A 16,920-nucleotide genomic window follows, 5' to 3' on the forward strand; every position below is an offset into this window, starting at 1 on the left:
AGCCCGGTAGCGTGCCGCGAATCAGGACGGGAAGCCGCGAAAGGAGTCCGCGCGCTCGGATCAGCGAGCGGGCTCCAGCTTCGGCCGTCGCGGCTTCGGCGGGGCGGCCAGTTCGCGGCGATCCGGCGCGATCAGCACCGCGGAGATCGGCACGGTCAGGGCCAGCAGCCCGATGACGAACATCGGGAACACGAAGTCGAACAACTCCATGCCGCCGGGCACCTTCGCCGTCCGGTCGACGTCGAAATGCAACGCGGCCAGCGCCAAGTAGTAGGTGGCGGACACGCCGACGCCGAACAGCAGCACCGTCGCCGCGCGGGCCAGCGGGAAGCGCATCGTCTGGAACAGCCACAGCGTCGCGGTCGCGGTGATCACCCCGATCACGGCGGAGACGACGGCCAGCCAGGCCGTCACGCCGACCGATCCCTGGATCTCGAGCGAGCCGATGCCGAGGTAATGCGTGATGCCGATGCCGAGGCCCAGCACCGCGCCGCCGGGCAACAGCAGCGCGAGCCGCGGTGTGCGCCCGATGATCAGCAGCGCCGCGAAGACGGCCACGATGGACACCACCAGGGCCGCGACCAGCCGGCCCGGGTCGTAGCGCATCGCGCTACCCGGCACCTTCAGGCCGAGCATGGCCACCGACGTGGCCAGCCATACCCCGACACCGCCGAGCGAGATCGCCGCCGAGACCAGCCACACGAGCCGGAACTGGACCGAGCGCGCGCCGTGCACGATGCAGGCGAGGCCGACCACCGCACCGAGCACCGAGATGCCCAGCGACAGCGCGACCAGCCAATAGCCGAGGGCGAACTGGTCGACGGACGCACCGCCTGCGGCCAGCACCGCGACCTCACGCATGGCGGGCGGTTCCTTCCAGCTCACTGGCCTTCAGCTGGGCGATCGCGTACTCGGTGACCGCGGCCAGCGCCTGGCGCACCTCGATCGCGTTGCGCGCGTCGATGTCCACGATCGGCACGCCCTCGCGCACCGAGAGCGCTTCGCGCAGCTCCGCGATGGGGAAGCGCGGCGCGTCCGGGAAGCGGTTGACCGCGATCAGGAACGGCAGCTTGCGCGCCTCGAAGAAGTCGACCGCGGCGAAGCTGTCCTCCAGCCGCCGGGTGTCGATCAGCACGACCGCGCCGATCGCGCCGCGGATCAGGTCGTCCCACATGAACCAGAACCGGCGCTGACCCGGTGTGCCGAACAGATAGAGCACCAGGTTGCCCGGCAGGATGATCCGGCCGAAGTCCATGGCGACCGTGGTGGTCTCCTTCTCCGGCGTCTCGGCGAGATCGTCGATGCCGTCGGAGTAGCGGGTCACCATCGCCTCGGTGCGCAGCGGAACGATCTCCGATACCGCGCCGACGAACGTGGTCTTGCCCGCGCCGAAGCCGCCCGCGACGACGATCTTCGTCGAAGCGACCCGATTCTCGAAGCCGTCCGGCCCGGGGGCGTTTCCCGGTCCGAGATTCCCACTTGGCCCGGGATGTCCACTGGGCCCCAGATTCCTATAGGGCGCGGAGTCCACGCAATGTCCTCTCCATCAACGAACGTCGCTCGTCATAGCTCGCCTCTTCGGTCAAAGTCGAATGCACGCGCATGGTGCCGTCGACGACCAGGTCGCCGATCACCACTCGGACCATGCCGAGCGGCCGGTCCAGATGTGCCGCGATCTCCGCGACCGACAGCCGATGCGTGCCGAGTCGCAGTATCTCGGTGCGGATGTCACCGGTCGGCCAGTCGAGATGTGCAGTGTACGACAAGGTTTCGATGACCGCCTCCAACGGCAGGTCGATCGCGGGTTCGGTGCGCCCCGAGGTCAGGGCGTAGGGCCGGACACGCGTCGTCGGCCGTGGTCCGGGGCCGTATGGGTTGGACATCTCACACTCAGACAGCGGTGCGCGCGGTCGCGGTGACCACCGAACCCACCCGATCGACCAGCAGCGCCATCTCGTAACCGATGCGGCCGATATCGTGCGACTTGTTCGCCAGCACGGCCAGATGCGAGCCGTTGCCGACGCTCATCACCAGCAGGTAGCCGCGTTGCATCTCCACGACCGATTGCATCACCTTGCCGCCGTCGAACAGCGAGGCCGCGCCCATGGACAGACTGGCGAGTCCGGCGGTGACGGCGGAGAGCTGTTCGGCGCGGTCGCTGGGCAGATGCGGACTGGTGGCCTGCAACAAGCCGTCCGCCGACACCAGCACCGCGTGCGACACGCCGGGCACATCTCGGGTGAAGCGGGCGACCAGCCAGTTCAGATTCTCGTCCGTGGTGCTGTTTTTCGCGTTGGTCATGCAAGCCCTCCGTCGTTGTACTGCGCATTGGCCCGCCCGCTGCGGACCCCACTGAGATGCCTGGTCAGATTGTTGCGAATTTCTTCCGGATCGCGCGCGCCCGCGTCCTCCGCCGGCGCCAGGCCGCCGGGCACCAGCTGGGCGCCCGGCCTGCGAATCGGCAGCCCGCCGACGGTGCGCGCGGTGGTGGTCGGATGGCTGGCGTCTTCGGCGGCCAGCCAGCCCGCGTCACCAGGCGAGGACCACGAGCTTTCCGGCGATTGCGAGGTCGAGGGCTCGACCAGCCATTCCGAGACCATGCGCTGATAGATGGGGGTGGGGGAGGAACCGGCGACCGGCTGCAGCCGGGAGGAGGTCACCGTCGCGGGATCCGGCGCCGCCTCCTGCGGTGGTTCGGCGGGGGCGGCCGGCTTCCGGATCGGAAGACCGGATCGCGCGGTGGTCTGCGGCGCGGGCGCCTGGCTCGGCACGGCAGGCGTGGGACCGGTGGTCGGCTCGTCGTCCTTAACCTCGGTCCACAGATCGGCGCGCGCGGGCTGCTGCTCCCGCTCGACGGCCTGCTCGCCGGCGGCGGGCGGCACCGGGGCGAACGGGCCGGTCGGGGTGCGGTCGTCCGCGCGCGGGGTGAGCACCGGCCACGGCTGGGTGGCAGGCTGGTCCGCCGGGCTGACCGACCGGCCGACCGGCGTGGAGACCGAGGGCTGGTCCGGGGCGTCGGCGACACGGATGGCCGGACGGCGCTGCGGCAGGCCGGAACTCGTCACGCCGAAACGCGCGGTGTCGCGCTGCGGCAGGCTCGGGACCGGAACCAGGTTGCGCGGCTGTGTACCGGTGGGCGGGGTGGCGAGCGAGGGTAGCTGGTGCTCGGCGGTGAGGTCGAGCGGCTTGCCCGCCGGGTCGGTGGCGTCCATCGGCGGCGCGACCAGCGCACCGGGCAGGTGCACGCTGGCGGTGATGCCCGGCTGCTGCGCCATCGTCGACGTGCGGCGCAGGCTCACCGTGATGGTGTGGCGCTTGGCCAGGCGGCCGACGACGAACAGGCCCATGCGGCGCGCGGTCTCGACGGTGACCTCACCACCGGAGGCCAGCCGGTCGTTGGTGGTCTGCAGGTCTTCCAGGGACATGCCGAGACCGCGGTCGGTGATCTCGATCAGGTAGCCGCCGTCGACGGCGCGCGACACCATCACGGTGACCGGCGTGGTCGGCGGCGAGTAACGCAGCGCGTTGTCGATCAACTCGGCGAGCAGGTGCTCGATGTCGACGGCGGGCTCGCCCGCGACGATGCCGTCGGGCACCGCGCCGATCTCGACGCGCTGGTAGTCCTCGACCTGGGAGACCGCGCTCCACAGCATGTCCGACAGCGGCACGGGGTGCAGTTGTCCGCGGCGCAGCGCGGTACCGGCGAGCACCAGCAGGTTGTCGCCGTTGCGGCGCATGCGGGTGGCCAGGTGGTCGAGGCGGAACAGGCTCTGCAGCCGGTCGGTGTCGTCCTCGTCGTGTTCGAGGTCCTCGATCAGCGCCAGCTGCTGTTCGACCAGCGATTGGCTGCGGCGCGACAGCGTCTCGAACATGTTTCCGATCTGCAGGCGCAGGCGGGCCTGGTCGGCGGCGAGGTTGAGCGCCTGTTCGTGGATCTCGTCCACGGCGCGCGCCAGCTGGCCGATCTCGTCGGTGCTGTGCACCGCGACCGGGGTGATCTCCGGGGTGGTGCCGCCCGCGCGCACCACGGCGAGTTCGTCGGGCAGCTTGATGTGCGCCACTTCCAGCGCGTCCCGCCGCAGGCGGCGTACCGGGACGACCAGGGTGCGCGCCACCGACAAGGCCAAGGCCAGGCCCGCGAGCAGCATGCCGATGACGATCGTCGTCTCTCGCAGCGCACCGGCCTGCGCTTCGGTGGTGCGGGCGGCGAGGGCGCCGTCGATGGTGTCGATCAGCTGCGCGGTGGTCTTCTCGTAGGTGTCCGAGCTGACCAGCAGCGAGTCGATGACGGCCGGATTCGACGCCGGGTCGGCCACGTTCTGGCTGAAGGTGCCCAGACGGGTCTGCACCGCGTCCAGCAGCGGGCGCATATTGCCCGCGTAGTCCGGCAGGATCTGCGCGTACTGGTAGATCATCGTGATCTCGGCGCCCGCGGCGACCAGCACGCGGGGCCGCACGCTCGGGTTGCGGCTCGCGTCCGGCGAACCGATCAGCATGCGCTGCTGGGTGAGCACGCGCCGGGCGGTCTGCACAGACGCGAGCTGCAGGAAGTACCGCTGGATGACCAGGTCGTCCACCGACGGCGACAGCGCGAGCGCGTTGCCGATGCGGACCATGATCTCGTCGGACTGTTCGCCGACCATGGCGGGCGAGCCGTTGCGCAGGCTGTTGCGCATCGTGGTGCCGGTGGCGATGGCCGAGGCGAGTTCGGAGGTGACCCGGCCGCTGACCTTGGTGGTCTGCAGGGCGGCTTCCAACTCGGCCAGCGCCTGGTCGAACTTCGTCAGCGCGGCGTCGGTCTGCGGGTCCGCGGTGTTGCCCCAGGTGGCGGTCGCGGTGACGCCCAGTTGCTCGGTGGCCGAACCGAACTTGACGATCGGCCGGATGATGATGGCTTGTTCGGTCGCCGCGTCCAACTGCGCCATGGTGCGCAGTTCGTTGTTGATGCGGAGCACGGCGAAGACGGTGGCCAGCAGCACCGGAAGCACCAGCACCACGCCAACCTTGCGGGTGACCGACCAGTTCGACAGGCTGAATTGCCAGGACTGCGGTGCAGCTTCCATCCGCTTCCGTCGCCTCCGCTTCACCAGTGACCTCGGGCGCGCGTGGCTGTTCGGTATTGATTCAACCCGCAAAGAACCAACTAGAGGTCTTCTTTTTACCGCACGGAACATACCGTGCAGAGGGGGCATCGGCAATCCGGGGGAGCCGCTGCGCAATTTACCGAATATGGCTATAGAGAACGTGTTTCGCGGTGGAATGCGTAAGGGACGCGTCAACTTCTCGGCAGGGCCGTGGAAGGCGCTGGTCACCCGGGGTTGACAGGTGCGACGCGCCGAGGGTTGTCGCGGGTCCGCGCCTCGGCGTGTCGAGAGCGCCCTCTCAGTTACCTCTCAGTCGGTGCGGTCAAACTGGTGGCATGCGCATTCTGGTGGTCGACGACGACCGGGCGGTCCGGGAATCGCTTCGCCGGTCGCTCACCTTCAACGGCTACTCCGTCGACCTCGCGGTGGACGGTGTGGACGCGCTGGAGAAGGCAACCGTCCAGCGACCCGACGCGCTCGTGTTGGACGTCATGATGCCCCGGCTCGACGGGCTCGAGGTCTGCCGTCGGCTCCGGAGCACCGGCGATGATTTGCCGATTCTGGTTCTCACCGCGCGGGATTCGGTATCGGAGCGGGTCGCGGGCCTCGACGCCGGGGCGGACGACTATTTGCCGAAGCCTTTCGCTCTCGAGGAACTGCTGGCCAGGTTGCGCGCGCTGCTGCGCCGCACGTCCGCGGGCCCGGGCGACGCGTCGGAGGCAATGCAGTTCGCCGACTTGTCGCTGGACCCGGTAACTCGCGAGGTGTCTCGCGGCGCCCGCCAGATCAGTCTCACCCGCACCGAGTTCTCACTGCTGGAAATGCTGATGGCCAACCCGCGCCGGGTGCTCACCCGCAGCCGCATTCTCGAGGAGGTCTGGGGCTACGATTTCCCGACTTCGGGAAACGCGCTCGAGGTCTACATCGGTTATCTGCGCCGCAAAACCGAGGCCGAGGGCGAGCCCCGGCTGATCCACACGGTGCGCGGCGTGGGCTATGTGCTGCGTGAAACGCCGCCGTAGGTCCGCGGTCATGGCACGAACACCTCCCAGGCGCCCCGTCGTCGCCGCACTCGGTCAGGGCCCGCCCGAGCCCTCGGACATGCGCCCGCCCATGCCGCTGACGCGGTCGGTCTCGCTGCGGTGGCGGGTGACGCTGCTGGCCGCGTCCGTCGTGGCGATCGCGGTGGCGGTCACCTCGATCGCGGCCTACGCGCTGGTGGCGCGCGCGTTGTACGACGATGTGGACGCCCAGTTGCGCAGCCGGTCCACGGCGGTGATCGCCAGCAACCCGTACGGCTTCAACAACCTGAACCTGATGGTCGCCGCCGCGTTCTACGACGACACCGGCATCGCGCTGATCTATCCCGATCTCCGGCGCTGGCTGCCGCCGCAATCCACCGATCCGCCGGTCGGCCCCCAGGAGTTGGCCGTGGCGCGCGGCGAGCGCAGTTCGTCGCTGCGCACCGACGGCAATCAGCGCGTGCTTGCGGTCTACACCAATTCGGGTGCGACGCTGGTCATCTCGCAGCGGCTGGATCGGACCCGGGAGGTGCTCGACCGGCTCGCCTGGCTGTTGTTCGTCGTCGGCGGCTGCGGCGTCGTGCTGGCCGCCGCGGCGGGCACGGCGGTCGGCCGGACCGGGCTGCGCCCCATCGCGCGGCTGACGGCGGCCACCGAGCGGGTCGCCCGCACCGACGACCTGACTCCGATCCCGGTCACCGGTGACGACGAACTGGCCAGGCTCACAGAGAGTTTCAACACGATGTTGCGCGCGCTGACCGAGTCGCGCGATCGCCAGCGCAGGCTCGTCGCCGACGCCGGGCACGAATTGCGCACGCCGCTGACCTCGCTGCGGACAAATATGGAGTTGCTCATCGCGTCCAGCCGCCCGGGGGCTCCGCGCATACCGGACGAGGACATGGCCGGACTGCGCGCCGACGTGATGGCCCAGATCGAGGAGTTGTCGACGCTGGTGGGCGATCTGGTCGATCTCGCCAGGGAGGACGCGCCGGAAACCGTCTACGAGCGGGTGGATCTGGGGGAGGTCGTGGAGCGCGCCCTCGAGCGCGCCCGCCGCCGCCGTGCCGGCATCGAATTCGTCGCCGATCTGCGCCCGTGGTTCGTCTACGGGCACGAGGCGGGCTTGGCCAGGGCGGTGCTGAACGTGCTGGACAACGCGGCCAAATGGAGCCCGGCAGGTGCGCAGGTGCGCATCCTCATGCGGGAGAGCGGCCCGGGCCTGCTGGAGTTGTCCATCGATGACGCCGGTCCCGGTATCCTGCCGGCGGAGCGGGAGTTGGTGTTCGAGCGTTTCTACCGGGTGATGTCGTCGCGGTCGATGCCGGGCTCGGGTCTCGGGCTGGCGATCGTCAAGCAGGTGGTGACGAAACACGGTGGCACCATCGCCATCGATACCTCGCAGCGCGGCGGTACCGTGGTCCGCATCGTGCTGCCCGGCGAGCCGGGCGCGCCGGTGTCGGATTGAGGCAATACCGGGCGACGGAACTGCATTTCCGACACAATGTCGAGTTCTGTGCGGAATATTCATCGTCGGAGGGGTATTTCGCACAATGCTCCGAGTGGTTTGCCGCAGGATTTGAGACATCAAGTTGTCGGTGGTTCTTTTGTGCACCGGCTGCGCAGCTCTCGGAAAACTGAAAGCACGGTCTCAGTCCGCTCTCAGTCGCCGTGGCCACCCTGGTCGAGACGTGAGCAGAAACGAGGAGTCCATGACCGAGGATTCGAAGGATCGCCGGGAGCCGGGTCCGCCGGACGCGGGCGCGTTCGAGCCAGGAGAGGCGCACGCTCCCGGTTACGGTCCGCGGGAAGCGCAGCATCCCACCGCACAGTTCCCGCCGCAGCACCATCCGGCTGCGCCCTTCCCGGGATATCCGCCGTCCTTCGCTCCCCCGAACGACGCCACACAACCGCACGGCCCGGCCTTCGGCGCTGCGCCCGCATCGGCACCCCGTCCGTTCCGCGCGGGCCTGGCAGCGGGCGCCGTCGTGCTCGCGTTGGTCAGCGGTGGTGTCGGCGGTGCGGTCGGCGCGCTGGTCACGCACGGCGACGACGGTCGAGCCCCGGTGACCAATGCCCTGGACGCGCCGAAGCCGAACGTGAGCAACGCCGTGAACGCTCCGGCCGGCTCCACCCAGGCGGTCGCGCAGAAGGTGTTGCCCAGCGTGGTGATGATCAAAGTGGCCAGCAGCAAGGCCGAAGGGGAGGGCTCCGGCGTGGTGCTGTCGTCGGACGGCCTGATCCTGACCAACAATCACGTGGCCGCGGGCGGCGGGCCCAGCGCCAAGATGGAGGTCGTGTTCTCCGACGGCAGCAGCGCGCCCGCGACGCTGGTCGGCGCCGATCCGGTCTCCGACCTGGCCGTCATCAAGGTCTCCGGAAAGAGCGGCCTGACCCCCATCGAGCTGGGCACTTCGGCGAACCTGCAGGTCGGCCAGCCGGTGGTCGCGATCGGCTCGCCGCTGGGACTGGCGGGGACGGTCACCACGGGCATCGTGTCGGCGCTGAACCGTCCCGTCGTGACCAGTGGCGAAGGAAGCGAGGCCGGCGCCGCGGTCAGTCCGGTCATCGACGCCATCCAGACCGATGCCGCGATCAACCCCGGGAACTCGGGTGGCGCGCTGGTGGACGGCAGCGGCAAGCTCATCGGGATCAACACCGCCATCGCGACGCTCGGGCCCACCGAGACGACGGGTGGTCAGACCGGGTCGATCGGGCTCGGCTTCGCGATCCCCGTCGACCAGGCGCGCCGGGTGGCCGACGAACTGATCAAGACCGGCAAGGCCACCTACGCGCAGGTCGGGATCACGGTGTCGCGTCAGCAGGACCCGGCACAGCAGGTTTCCGGCGCCAAGGTCCGCGACGTCACGCCGGACGGTCCCGCCGCGCGCGCGGGCGTGCCGCCGGGGGCGGTGGTGACGAAGCTCGACGACCGTCCGATCGACTCCGGCAACGCGCTCGTCGCCGCAGTCCGCTCCCATCAACCAGGAGACAAGGTGAAGATCACCTACACCGACGATCAAGGCAACAACCCCAAGACCGTCGAGGTGACCCTCTCCGGCGCGCCCGCGGACGGTGGCCGATGATGCGCGCGGTGCCCGGCGGACGGATCCCGGTGATGGATCTCGACGCCGACGTTCTCGGCGCGGCCGCCGAGTTGCTGGACGCAGGCGCTACGGTGAGCAGCATGGAAATCGATGCTCCTGTGGCGGGGCGTGCTCTGGTGGTGGTCGTCGACGATCGAACGGCGCATGGAGGTGTTGACTCGCTCGGCCCGCTGGTCACCGAGCTGCTCACCGAGGCGGGTTTCCTCGTGGACGCGTCGGTGTCGGTGCAGGCCGACGAGGTGGAGATCCGCAACGCGCTCAACACGGCGGTGATCGGCGGCGTCGATCTGGTGATCTCCGTCGGCGGCACGGGCATGTCGCCGCGCGACGTGACACCGGAGGCCACCTCGCAGGTGCTCGACCGCGAATTGCCCGGAATCAGCGAAGCCCTTCGTTCCTCCGGCCGGGTGGCAGGCTCGCTGGACGCGGGGCTGTCCCGCGGTGTGGCAGGCGTGTCCGGCAGCACCCTGGTGGTGAATCTGCCCGGCACCCGCTCCGCCATCCGGGACGGCATGGCGACGCTCGGCCCGCTCGCCAGCCGGGTGATCGGTGAGCTCTCCGGATTGGTCGAATAATCCCCGTGCCCACACCTGCTGAGCACCCTCGCCCGGCTGTGCGCCGGGCGAGGGATGCCGCGCGCTTGGCGAAGATCTTCGGCGACACGTTGCCCGACACCACCGCCGACGAGCGCGACGATCGCGACGATCGCGACCACGTTCGGTCTTCGGACGATTGGCTGCGCGCTCAGATCCCCCCGCATCACGGCTAGACCGTTATCTACGTAGTAGCTACGTAATCATTCTCACCGCGTCGGTAATCCACCCGTGATCGTTTCCTCTCGGAACTAACCGGGGACAATTCCCTACGGGTCTGTCTCGTATCCGGCTACTGGCGCTCCTGTGCCGCCATCTCGGCCGATCGCATTCGATCGGCTGTAGCGATCCGGTATTTATGCACGTCAAGCCATATTCAAATGTGCGCAACTGTGATGCAGCTCACCTTGAACTTTACGAAACGTTACGTTGCGGGCGTCGTTATCGAACGTTTAATCTCCCCATCGAGCCACTCGCAATCGGGCCCGCAGTCGTGGGTACCGGCCCGCACCAAACCCGGACGGTGGAACTCGGCTCGGTTTCGCCGCCAGCTGGTTCGTTGCGCCGAAATAACGGCCGGTTACACGTCGGCAACAAAGAGGCGACACACTGAGCTGGGCCTGAGAGGACCACTGTCCAGCCTCGATGGTCGAGGTTGACTGTTTGAACCTGATGAGGGGAAGTATGAGCGAGAACCGCACCAATGGTCTGCGCCGCGGTGCCCGCGTCGCAGGCGTCGGCGCTGCCGCGGCTGTTGCCTTGGGCCTGCTTTCGACGGGTGCCGCCAATGCCGATACCTTCGTGCCGTTGCCGGACGGCCAGAAGGTAGGACCCGGCGTGACGATCACCCGGAACGGAGAGCGGGCCCTGATCTCGCCGTCGCTGGCTGCCAACGGCGCCGGTCGCGTGGTCTGGGTATCGGGCAACGCGGTCGCCGACGTCACCGTGACGCCGGATGGCGAGATCGGCCCGAACAACGGTCCGACCGGAAACCCCGGAACCAACAATTCCTCGACGCACGGTGCGTCGCAGTTGAGCACCGGTTACATCGTCGGCTGCCAGGTCAGCATCGCCGACGACGCGATCTCCGCGGGTGTGTCGGGCAGCGTGAACCTCAGCGGCGCGAGCGCGGGCGGTTCGATCGGTGTCAACCTCGGTCCCGGTGAGGTCAAGTTCGTTCAGATCGATTACAAGGACATCCTCAAGCCGGGTGTGTACTCCGTCGAGTACCAGGATGCCGAGATTCAGATCCAGGGCTGCGCGGGTTACGCGCAGGCGCGTTCGTACACGGTCGTCGAGATCATCGGCGATCACTACTCGAAGACCACCCTCTACGGGATGCCGTTCAGCATCGGCTGACGTCTGTCGAAACCAACGAACCATCTTCCCGCTGAAGCGGACTCAACCCTCGAGGGATATCAACCATGATCAACCGTAAGAACCTGGCGCGGATGGCCGGCGTCGGCGCCGCTGCCACCATCGCCATGGGCCTGTTCTCGACCGGTGCGGCGAACGCGGACACGTTCGTTCCGCTGCCGGGTGGCGAGCTCACCAAGACGTTGTCGGATGGCACCGTCGTGACCATTCGTCTGGTCGGCGAGTCGGCCAACATCAGCCCGTCCATGGGTTCGACGCCGCTGCACCGCAACGCCTGGGTGTCCGGTAGTGCGCAAGTGGAGTTGTCGGGTACGGCCGGGGGCAAGATCTTCCCGGGCTATACCGTCGGTTGCCAGGTGAACATCGCCGGTGGCGGTGCCACTGGTGGTGTGGACGGCAATGTGGACTGGAGTGACGGCCAGAACGTCACCGGTGGTGTGGGCGCGAACTCCGGCGGCAACCTCTCGTTGGGGCCGGGCCAGGCGAAGTCGTTCTATGTACTGGACTTGGAGCAGGCCGACGACTTCGGAAACGAAACGCACAAGACCCGCAACGCTTTCCGGGGTACGAGTGGTTCGGTGACGTGGGCCGATGAGACCATCGGTCTGAACGGTTGCGCGGGCTACGCCCAGGCGCGCGCCTTTGTCAGTGTCGAGGTCGAGACGGACAATGTCATCACCTGGGTGACGTTGTGGGGACAGCCTTTCAGCCTCGGCTGAGTGAACTGCGGGTGAAAACCCGTAGCTGCTGATGAAATGGACCCCTCGCATCGCGGCGGGTCCATTTCGTCATGAATTCTGTTGGCCCTCGAGAGATAGGGGATCCTAGTCGGATTCCTTGCTTTGCGAGACGAATTGCCCGAATTTCCGGAAAAGTCTGGTTGATACCGAATAGCATTGTTTCGTCCGAGATCGCTCGATGACGCGATGGTCGGCGGATCGTTTGATGGACAGCACATTCCATCACGCGCCCGTCGGCTTTGGAGGGACACGTCCCGCCTCGACACCCTGGGGCGGGCGGATGCAACCTGATGAGGAAAAACATGAGCAAGTACCGCATCAACGGTCTGTCTCGAGGCGTCCGCGTCGCGGGCGCCGCCGCCGCGGCGGCCGTAGCCACCGGTTTGTTGTCGACCGGTGCCGCCAATGCCGATGTCTTCGTACCGTTGCCGGACGGTCACAAGGCAGGCCCCGGCGTGCACATCGCCCGTACCGGTGAGCGCGCCCTGATCTCCCCATCCCTTGCCGCGAACGGTGCCGGCCGTGTCGTGTGGGTATCGGGGAACGCCATCGCCGATGTGGCCGTGACGCCGGATGGCGAGATCGGCCCGAACAACGGTCCGACCGGAAACCCCGGAACCAACAACTCGTCCACCCACGGTGCGTCGCAGTTGAGCACCGGTTACATCGTCGGCTGCCAGGTCAGCATCGCCGACGACGCCATTTCCGCGGGTGTGTCGGGCAGCGTCAACCTCAGCGGCGCGAGCGCGGGCGGTTCGATCGGTGTCAACCTCGGTCCCGGTGAGGTCAAGTTCGTTCAGATCGATTACAAGGACATCCTGAAGCCGGGTGTGTACTCGGTGGAATATCAGGATGCCGAGATTCAGATCCAGGGCTGCGCGGGTTACGCGCAGGCGCGTTCGTACACGGTTGTCGAGATCATCGGCGATCACTACTCGAAGACCACTCTCTACGGGATGCCGTTCAGCATCGGCTGACGCGGGTCGGATCTGTCAAATCTCTTTTCGCCGAGGCGAACTCGATTCTTTAGGGGAATTACCATCATGTTCGATCGTAAAAAACTGGCGCGCGCGGCCGGGCTGTGCGCGTCCGCGGCCATCGCCATGGGCCTGTTCTCGACCGGTGCGGCGAACGCGGACACGTTCGTTCCGCTGCCGGGTGGCGAGCTCACCAAGACGTTGTCGGATGGCACCGTCGTGACCATTCGTCTGGTCGGCGAGTCGGCCAACATCAGCCCGTCCATGGGTTCGACGCCGCTGCACCGCAACGCCTGGGTGTCCGGTAGTGCGCAAGTGGAGTTGTCGGGTACGGCCGGGGGCAAGATCTTCCCGGGCTATACCGTCGGTTGCCAGGTGAACATCGCCGGTGGCGGTGCCACTGGTGGTGTGGACGGCAATGTGGACTGGAGTGACGGCCAGAACGTCACCGGTGGTGTGGGCGCGAACTCCGGCGGCAACCTCTCGTTGGGGCCGGGCCAGGCGAAGTCGTTCTATGTACTGGACTTGGAGCAGGCCGACGACTTCGGAAACGAAACGCACAAGACCCGCAACGCTTTCCGGGGTACGAGTGGTTCGGTGACGTGGGCCGATGAGACCATCGGTCTGAACGGTTGCGGGGGCTACGCCCAGGCGCGCGCGTTCGTGAGTGTCGAGGTCGAGACGGACAATGTCATCACCTGGGTGACGTTGTGGGGACAGCCTTTCAGCCTCGGCTGAGCCGGATCGACACTCGCACAACGCGAACGGGCCCGTCTGATGGCGTCTGATGACGGGCCCGTTTCGCGTGCGGCACGGACTCAGAACTCGTGCCGACCGCACGCGCTGGTCTGGCCTTCGGTGAGCAAGTCGCGGATCTGGATGAGCACGGAATCGCTTCTTCAGCCGCGTGGCAGGCAGCACGACCACGAAGAACAGCACCGCGGCGATGATCAGGAAGTTGATCGCGGCCGTGATGATGGGACCCGACATGGACGAACGTCGCCGGTTTGTCGGCGACCAAGCGGAAACTCTGGCCGATGTCGCCGGGGCCGCTCAACACACTGGGCAGTCGTGCTCGGCGGTATCCGCGCGCCGGTAGGCCCTCGATGCTGACGAGCCGTCGGCCGATAATCGGCGATCATGTTCGGCGGGTCAGTGGAAGACAACCGTGAGCGCGGTGCGCAAGGACGCCCCGGCCACGGCGGTGGCGTGCTCGGCGTCCATCGCGACCAAGACCACGCGTTCGGCGGCTTGGCGTCCGTCACCGGCACGGGCGACCAGGATGACAGCGGCGTCGGTGGCCAGGGTGCGGGCAGGCCGGGTACCGGCTCCGTTCGCGTCCTCCGCACCGATGACGTCGACGCGATCGCCCGCGCGCAGGATGTCGGCGACCGCTGTGTCGGCGAGGCGGATGGGCACGATGCGCGCCTCGCGCGCACCGGTCGCCGCCGCGGCCAAGCGCGGACCGACCACGCGCAGATCGGTGAAGACTTCGCCCCGCCGCATGGCGCCGGTCAGCGTCGCGCCGACGAGCGCGGCGGGATCGGCGACCGCGCCCGCGGGCAGCGTGCCCGCTTCGCGTGGCGCGGCGCGCAGGTCACCCGCTTCGAGGAGGCGTCCAGGCGCCAGATCCCGTTCGGCCACGACGACCGTCGTGCGTTCGGTATCCGGGTCGCCACGGAGGAACAGGAGCGCCGCGAGCGCGGCGAGAGCGGCGGCCAGTAGCCGTCGAGCGAGCACGGCGTCCGCCCAACGCGGTCGTTGCCAGCCCGAGGGATTCCAGCCGCCGCGGCCGAGGTCGGCGAGTGCGCGCGTCATGGCCGGATCCTATGGCCGGGCGTGCACTCCTCCGGCCCGGATCACGGTGGGCTGTGGACAGATGATCGGCTGGGGAAAACCGTCGGATCAGCCGGCGACGGCCGTGCTGGCGGCGGCGGTGGAGCCGCTCGACGAGCCGGAATCCGATGACGAACTCGAGCTGCTCTCGGACTTGCCGCTGTCGGACTTGGCGGGCTCGCTGGCGGTGGTGGAGCCGCCACGGCTGTCGGTGCGGTAGAAGCCGCTGCCCTTGAACACGATGCCGACCGAGTTGAACAGCTTGCGCAGCTTCCCCGAGCACTCCGAGCACACGGTCAGCGCCTCGTCCGTGAAGGACTGAACGATGTCGAAGCGGTTGTCACACTGGGTGCACGCATACGAGTAAGTAGGCACAGGATCCTCCGCGGTGTTCGTCGATCTGGCACTCTACAGCCGACAGTGCCAACACCGCCAATCGGTGTTTCATTCCCCAGGGTAATCGTCGCCGAGCCGGCGCAGTCCGGCGCGCGGCGTGAGCGCCCAGCCCATGCGCAGGTCGTGCGGTTCCTCGGGGAGCCGGTCGACCAGCTCGTCGTCCCGGACGACCGCGACCAGCCGTGCGTCCGGCCGCGCGGCGGGCAGCGTGCGGTCGTAGTAGCCGGCGCCGCGGCCGAGCCGCACACCGCGCAGGTCCACCGCGAGGGCTGGAACCAGGATCAGGTCGGCTCGGGCGACCGCGCTCGGCGGCAGCACGGCGCCGGTGGGTTCCAGCAATCCGTAGCGGGCTGGGCGCAGACCGTTCGCGCCGGTGTACTCGGCCCAGCTCAGCGGCCCCGGCGGCCCGGTGACCGGCAACAACACCCGCGCGCCGCCGGCCCGCAGCGCGTCCAGCATCGCCGGTGATCCCGGCTCACCTGCCACCGGCACATACGCGCAGACCCACCCCTGAGCACCCAGCGCGGCGGCCGCTGTGGCCAGAGCGAACGCCTCTTTTTCCCGCTCCGTGGCAGGCATCACAGCCCGGCGGGCGAGCAGTTCGATGCGCCATGCATGTTTATCGCGCTCGCCGGGCATCTCCACAGTGATCACCATAGGCTCACCCCGGGGCCGGGTCGGCGCGACGCCGACCCGGCGGCGTGATGGATGGATAGGGTATGCGTATGACAGCAAAGGCCGGACAGCCCGGTGCCGCGGCGGCGGAGTCGTGCTTCCGCACGGCCGTGGTCCCCGCGGCCGGGCTCGGGACACGGTTCCTGCCCGCGACCAAGACGGTGCCCAAGGAGCTTCTTCCGGTGGTGGACACCCCCGGCATCGAGCTGGTCGCCGCAGAGGCGGCCGGATCGGGCGCCGAGCGGCTGGTGATCGTCACGTCCCCGGGTAAGGACGGCGTGGTCGCGCACTTCGTCGAAGACTTGGTGCTGGAGAGCACGCTGGCCGAGCGCGGCAAGTTCAAGCTGCTCGAGAAGGTGCGCAAGGCGCCGGGGCTGCTCGATGTCACCTCGGTGGTGCAGGAGGAGCCGCTCGGGCTCGGGCACGCCGTGGCCCAGGCCGAGCAGGCCCTCGACGACGACGAGGACGTCATCGCCGTCCTGCTCCCCGATGACCTCGTGCTGCCCCGCGGTGTGCTCGACGTGATGTGCCGCGTGCGCCGCAAGCGCGGCGGAACGGTGCTGTGCGCCATCGACGTCCCCAAGGACGAGGTCAGCGCCTACGGCGTGTTCGACGTCGCGCCGGTGCCGGACGCCGTGAACCCGAATGTGCTGCGCGTCAAGGGGATGGTGGAGAAGCCCGCGCTCGCCGACGCGCCGTCGACGTTCGCGGCGGCGGGCCGGTACCTGCTGGACCGCGCGATCTTCGACGCGCTGCGCCGCATCGAGCCCGGCGCGGGCGGCGAGCTGCAACTCACGGACGCGGTCGCGCTGCTGATCGCCGAGGGACATCCGGTTCATGTCGTGGTGCACCGTGGGTCGCGCCACGACTTGGGCAACCCGGGCGGTTATCTTCGTGCTGCGGTCGATTTCGCACTGGAACGAGAGGAATACGGCCCCGCCCTGCGGGAGTGGCTGCAGCACCGCCTCGGTCCGGACTGGGATCCGCAGCTGACGACCGACGACTGACGGACCCGGCCGGGGGTTTCGCCGAGAGTGGAGCGTCGGGTACGAATGATGGTTCACCGCGGTGCGTGCGCGAATGCGCCTGCGCCGCGGCGGGATCGCGCGCCCGTGC

At 68.4% G+C, this 16,920-nt stretch carries 18 protein-coding genes; 10 read left to right on the plus strand and 8 right to left on the minus strand.

Going from position 1 to position 16,920, the window contains the following annotated elements:
• Positions 1 to 60 precede the first annotated feature (60 nt).
• The 5 genes from GVY64_RS18095 to GVY64_RS18115 all read right to left on the minus strand — a co-directional run bounded on the left by GVY64_RS18095 (position 61) and on the right by GVY64_RS18115 (position 5,063).
• Complete coding sequence (locus GVY64_RS18095) at positions 61 to 861, minus strand: MHYT domain-containing protein (protein ID WP_159842900.1); 801 nt, start codon at positions 859 to 861, stop codon at positions 61 to 63.
• Positions 854 to 1,411: a GTP-binding protein gene (locus tag GVY64_RS18100; RefSeq protein WP_039801302.1), complete on the minus strand. Its 558-nt coding sequence runs from the start codon at positions 1,409 to 1,411 to the stop codon at positions 854 to 856. Before GVY64_RS18100 ends, GVY64_RS18095 begins: the two co-directional genes overlap by 8 nt.
• A 100-nt stretch (positions 1,412 to 1,511) precedes the next feature.
• The gene (locus GVY64_RS18105; protein WP_040782732.1) at positions 1,512 to 1,883 is read right to left on the minus strand and encodes a DUF742 domain-containing protein; all 372 of its coding nucleotides are present in this window, start codon (positions 1,881 to 1,883) and stop codon (positions 1,512 to 1,514) included.
• 7 nt (positions 1,884 to 1,890) lie between these two features.
• Positions 1,891 to 2,301 carry a roadblock/LC7 domain-containing protein gene (locus GVY64_RS18110; RefSeq protein ID WP_159842902.1) on the minus strand — a complete coding sequence of 137 codons (411 nt, stop codon included), beginning with the start codon at positions 2,299 to 2,301 and terminating at the stop codon, positions 1,891 to 1,893.
• On the minus strand, positions 2,298 to 5,063 hold the full coding sequence (locus tag GVY64_RS18115; protein ID WP_159842905.1) for a sensor histidine kinase: 2,766 nt from the start codon (positions 5,061 to 5,063) through the stop codon (positions 2,298 to 2,300). The genes GVY64_RS18110 and GVY64_RS18115 overlap by 4 nt, the downstream gene beginning before the upstream one ends.
• A 356-nt stretch (positions 5,064 to 5,419) precedes the next feature.
• Between GVY64_RS18115 and GVY64_RS18120 the strand changes: the two genes are divergently transcribed.
• The 9 genes from GVY64_RS18120 to GVY64_RS18160 all read left to right on the plus strand — a co-directional run bounded on the left by GVY64_RS18120 (position 5,420) and on the right by GVY64_RS18160 (position 13,635).
• A complete protein-coding gene (locus tag GVY64_RS18120; RefSeq protein WP_159842907.1) occupies positions 5,420 to 6,106 on the plus strand; it encodes a response regulator transcription factor in 687 nt (228 codons plus the stop codon).
• Positions 6,107 to 6,116: 10 nt separating this feature from the next.
• Positions 6,117 to 7,571, plus strand: coding sequence for an ATP-binding protein (locus tag GVY64_RS18125; RefSeq protein WP_159842910.1), 1,455 nt, complete (start codon positions 6,117 to 6,119; stop codon positions 7,569 to 7,571).
• A gap of 244 nt (positions 7,572 to 7,815) precedes the next feature.
• Entirely contained in the window at positions 7,816 to 9,189 is a 1,374-nt protein-coding gene (locus tag GVY64_RS18130; RefSeq protein ID WP_201298060.1) for a S1C family serine protease, read from the plus strand.
• Positions 9,190 to 9,290: 101 nt separating this feature from the next.
• Positions 9,291 to 9,785: a MogA/MoaB family molybdenum cofactor biosynthesis protein gene (locus tag GVY64_RS18135; protein WP_195044576.1), complete on the plus strand. Its 495-nt coding sequence runs from the start codon at positions 9,291 to 9,293 to the stop codon at positions 9,783 to 9,785.
• Between the two features lie 65 nt (positions 9,786 to 9,850).
• Entirely contained in the window at positions 9,851 to 9,979 is a 129-nt protein-coding gene (locus GVY64_RS18140) for a hypothetical protein (RefSeq protein ID WP_442939603.1), read from the plus strand.
• Positions 9,980 to 10,487: 508 nt separating this feature from the next.
• Positions 10,488 to 11,162, plus strand: coding sequence for an MspA family porin (locus GVY64_RS18145; protein ID WP_159842914.1), 675 nt, complete (start codon positions 10,488 to 10,490; stop codon positions 11,160 to 11,162).
• A 65-nt stretch (positions 11,163 to 11,227) separates the two neighbouring features.
• Positions 11,228 to 11,899: an MspA family porin gene (locus GVY64_RS18150; protein ID WP_159842916.1), complete on the plus strand. Its 672-nt coding sequence runs from the start codon at positions 11,228 to 11,230 to the stop codon at positions 11,897 to 11,899.
• Positions 11,900 to 12,222: 323 nt separating this feature from the next.
• Positions 12,223 to 12,897 (plus strand): MspA family porin, encoded by a 675-nt coding sequence (locus GVY64_RS18155; RefSeq protein WP_159842918.1) that lies wholly within the window; start codon positions 12,223 to 12,225, stop codon positions 12,895 to 12,897.
• Between the two features lie 66 nt (positions 12,898 to 12,963).
• Positions 12,964 to 13,635, plus strand: coding sequence for an MspA family porin (locus tag GVY64_RS18160; RefSeq protein WP_159842920.1), 672 nt, complete (start codon positions 12,964 to 12,966; stop codon positions 13,633 to 13,635).
• Between the two features lie 414 nt (positions 13,636 to 14,049).
• Here GVY64_RS18160 and GVY64_RS18165 read toward each other — a convergent pair whose 3' ends face one another.
• The 3 genes from GVY64_RS18165 to GVY64_RS18175 all read right to left on the minus strand — a co-directional run bounded on the left by GVY64_RS18165 (position 14,050) and on the right by GVY64_RS18175 (position 15,786).
• Entirely contained in the window at positions 14,050 to 14,715 is a 666-nt protein-coding gene (locus GVY64_RS18165) for an SAF domain-containing protein (protein ID WP_159842922.1), read from the minus strand.
• Positions 14,716 to 14,802: 87 nt separating this feature from the next.
• Positions 14,803 to 15,108: an FmdB family zinc ribbon protein gene (locus GVY64_RS18170; protein WP_159842924.1), complete on the minus strand. Its 306-nt coding sequence runs from the start codon at positions 15,106 to 15,108 to the stop codon at positions 14,803 to 14,805.
• A gap of 69 nt (positions 15,109 to 15,177) precedes the next feature.
• The gene (locus tag GVY64_RS18175; RefSeq protein WP_159842926.1) at positions 15,178 to 15,786 is read right to left on the minus strand and encodes a 5-formyltetrahydrofolate cyclo-ligase; all 609 of its coding nucleotides are present in this window, start codon (positions 15,784 to 15,786) and stop codon (positions 15,178 to 15,180) included.
• A gap of 68 nt (positions 15,787 to 15,854) precedes the next feature.
• Between GVY64_RS18175 and GVY64_RS18180 the strand changes: the two genes are divergently transcribed.
• Positions 15,855 to 16,811: a UTP--glucose-1-phosphate uridylyltransferase gene (locus GVY64_RS18180; RefSeq protein WP_159842928.1), complete on the plus strand. Its 957-nt coding sequence runs from the start codon at positions 15,855 to 15,857 to the stop codon at positions 16,809 to 16,811.
• The last annotated feature ends 109 nt before the right edge of the window (positions 16,812 to 16,920 follow it).

This window comes from Nocardia sp. CY41 (assembly GCF_009829325.1).
Lineage (GTDB): Bacteria > Actinomycetota > Actinomycetes > Mycobacteriales > Mycobacteriaceae > Nocardia.

Coding starts and splice junctions, on each gene's coding strand:
- GVY64_RS18160 (WP_159842920.1), top strand. CDS start 12,964: ATGTTCGATCGTAAAAAACTGGCGCGCGCGGCCGGGCTGTGCGCGTCC.
- GVY64_RS18135 (WP_195044576.1), top strand. CDS start 9,291: ATGGAAATCGATGCTCCTGTGGCGGGGCGTGCTCTGGTGGTGGTCGTC.
- GVY64_RS18120 (WP_159842907.1), top strand. CDS start 5,420: ATGCGCATTCTGGTGGTCGACGACGACCGGGCGGTCCGGGAATCGCTT.
- GVY64_RS18115 (WP_159842905.1), bottom strand. CDS start 5,063: ATGGAAGCTGCACCGCAGTCCTGGCAATTCAGCCTGTCGAACTGGTCG.
- GVY64_RS18130 (WP_201298060.1), top strand. CDS start 7,816: ATGACCGAGGATTCGAAGGATCGCCGGGAGCCGGGTCCGCCGGACGCG.
- GVY64_RS18145 (WP_159842914.1), top strand. CDS start 10,488: ATGAGCGAGAACCGCACCAATGGTCTGCGCCGCGGTGCCCGCGTCGCA.
- GVY64_RS18155 (WP_159842918.1), top strand. CDS start 12,223: ATGAGCAAGTACCGCATCAACGGTCTGTCTCGAGGCGTCCGCGTCGCG.
- GVY64_RS18150 (WP_159842916.1), top strand. CDS start 11,228: ATGATCAACCGTAAGAACCTGGCGCGGATGGCCGGCGTCGGCGCCGCT.
- GVY64_RS18110 (WP_159842902.1), bottom strand. CDS start 2,301: ATGACCAACGCGAAAAACAGCACCACGGACGAGAATCTGAACTGGCTG.
- GVY64_RS18175 (WP_159842926.1), bottom strand. CDS start 15,786: ATGGTGATCACTGTGGAGATGCCCGGCGAGCGCGATAAACATGCATGG.
- GVY64_RS18125 (WP_159842910.1), top strand. CDS start 6,117: ATGGCACGAACACCTCCCAGGCGCCCCGTCGTCGCCGCACTCGGTCAG.
- GVY64_RS18095 (WP_159842900.1), bottom strand. CDS start 861: ATGCGTGAGGTCGCGGTGCTGGCCGCAGGCGGTGCGTCCGTCGACCAG.
- GVY64_RS18165 (WP_159842922.1), bottom strand. CDS start 14,715: ATGACGCGCGCACTCGCCGACCTCGGCCGCGGCGGCTGGAATCCCTCG.
- GVY64_RS18105 (WP_040782732.1), bottom strand. CDS start 1,883: ATGTCCAACCCATACGGCCCCGGACCACGGCCGACGACGCGTGTCCGG.
- GVY64_RS18180 (WP_159842928.1), top strand. CDS start 15,855: ATGACAGCAAAGGCCGGACAGCCCGGTGCCGCGGCGGCGGAGTCGTGC.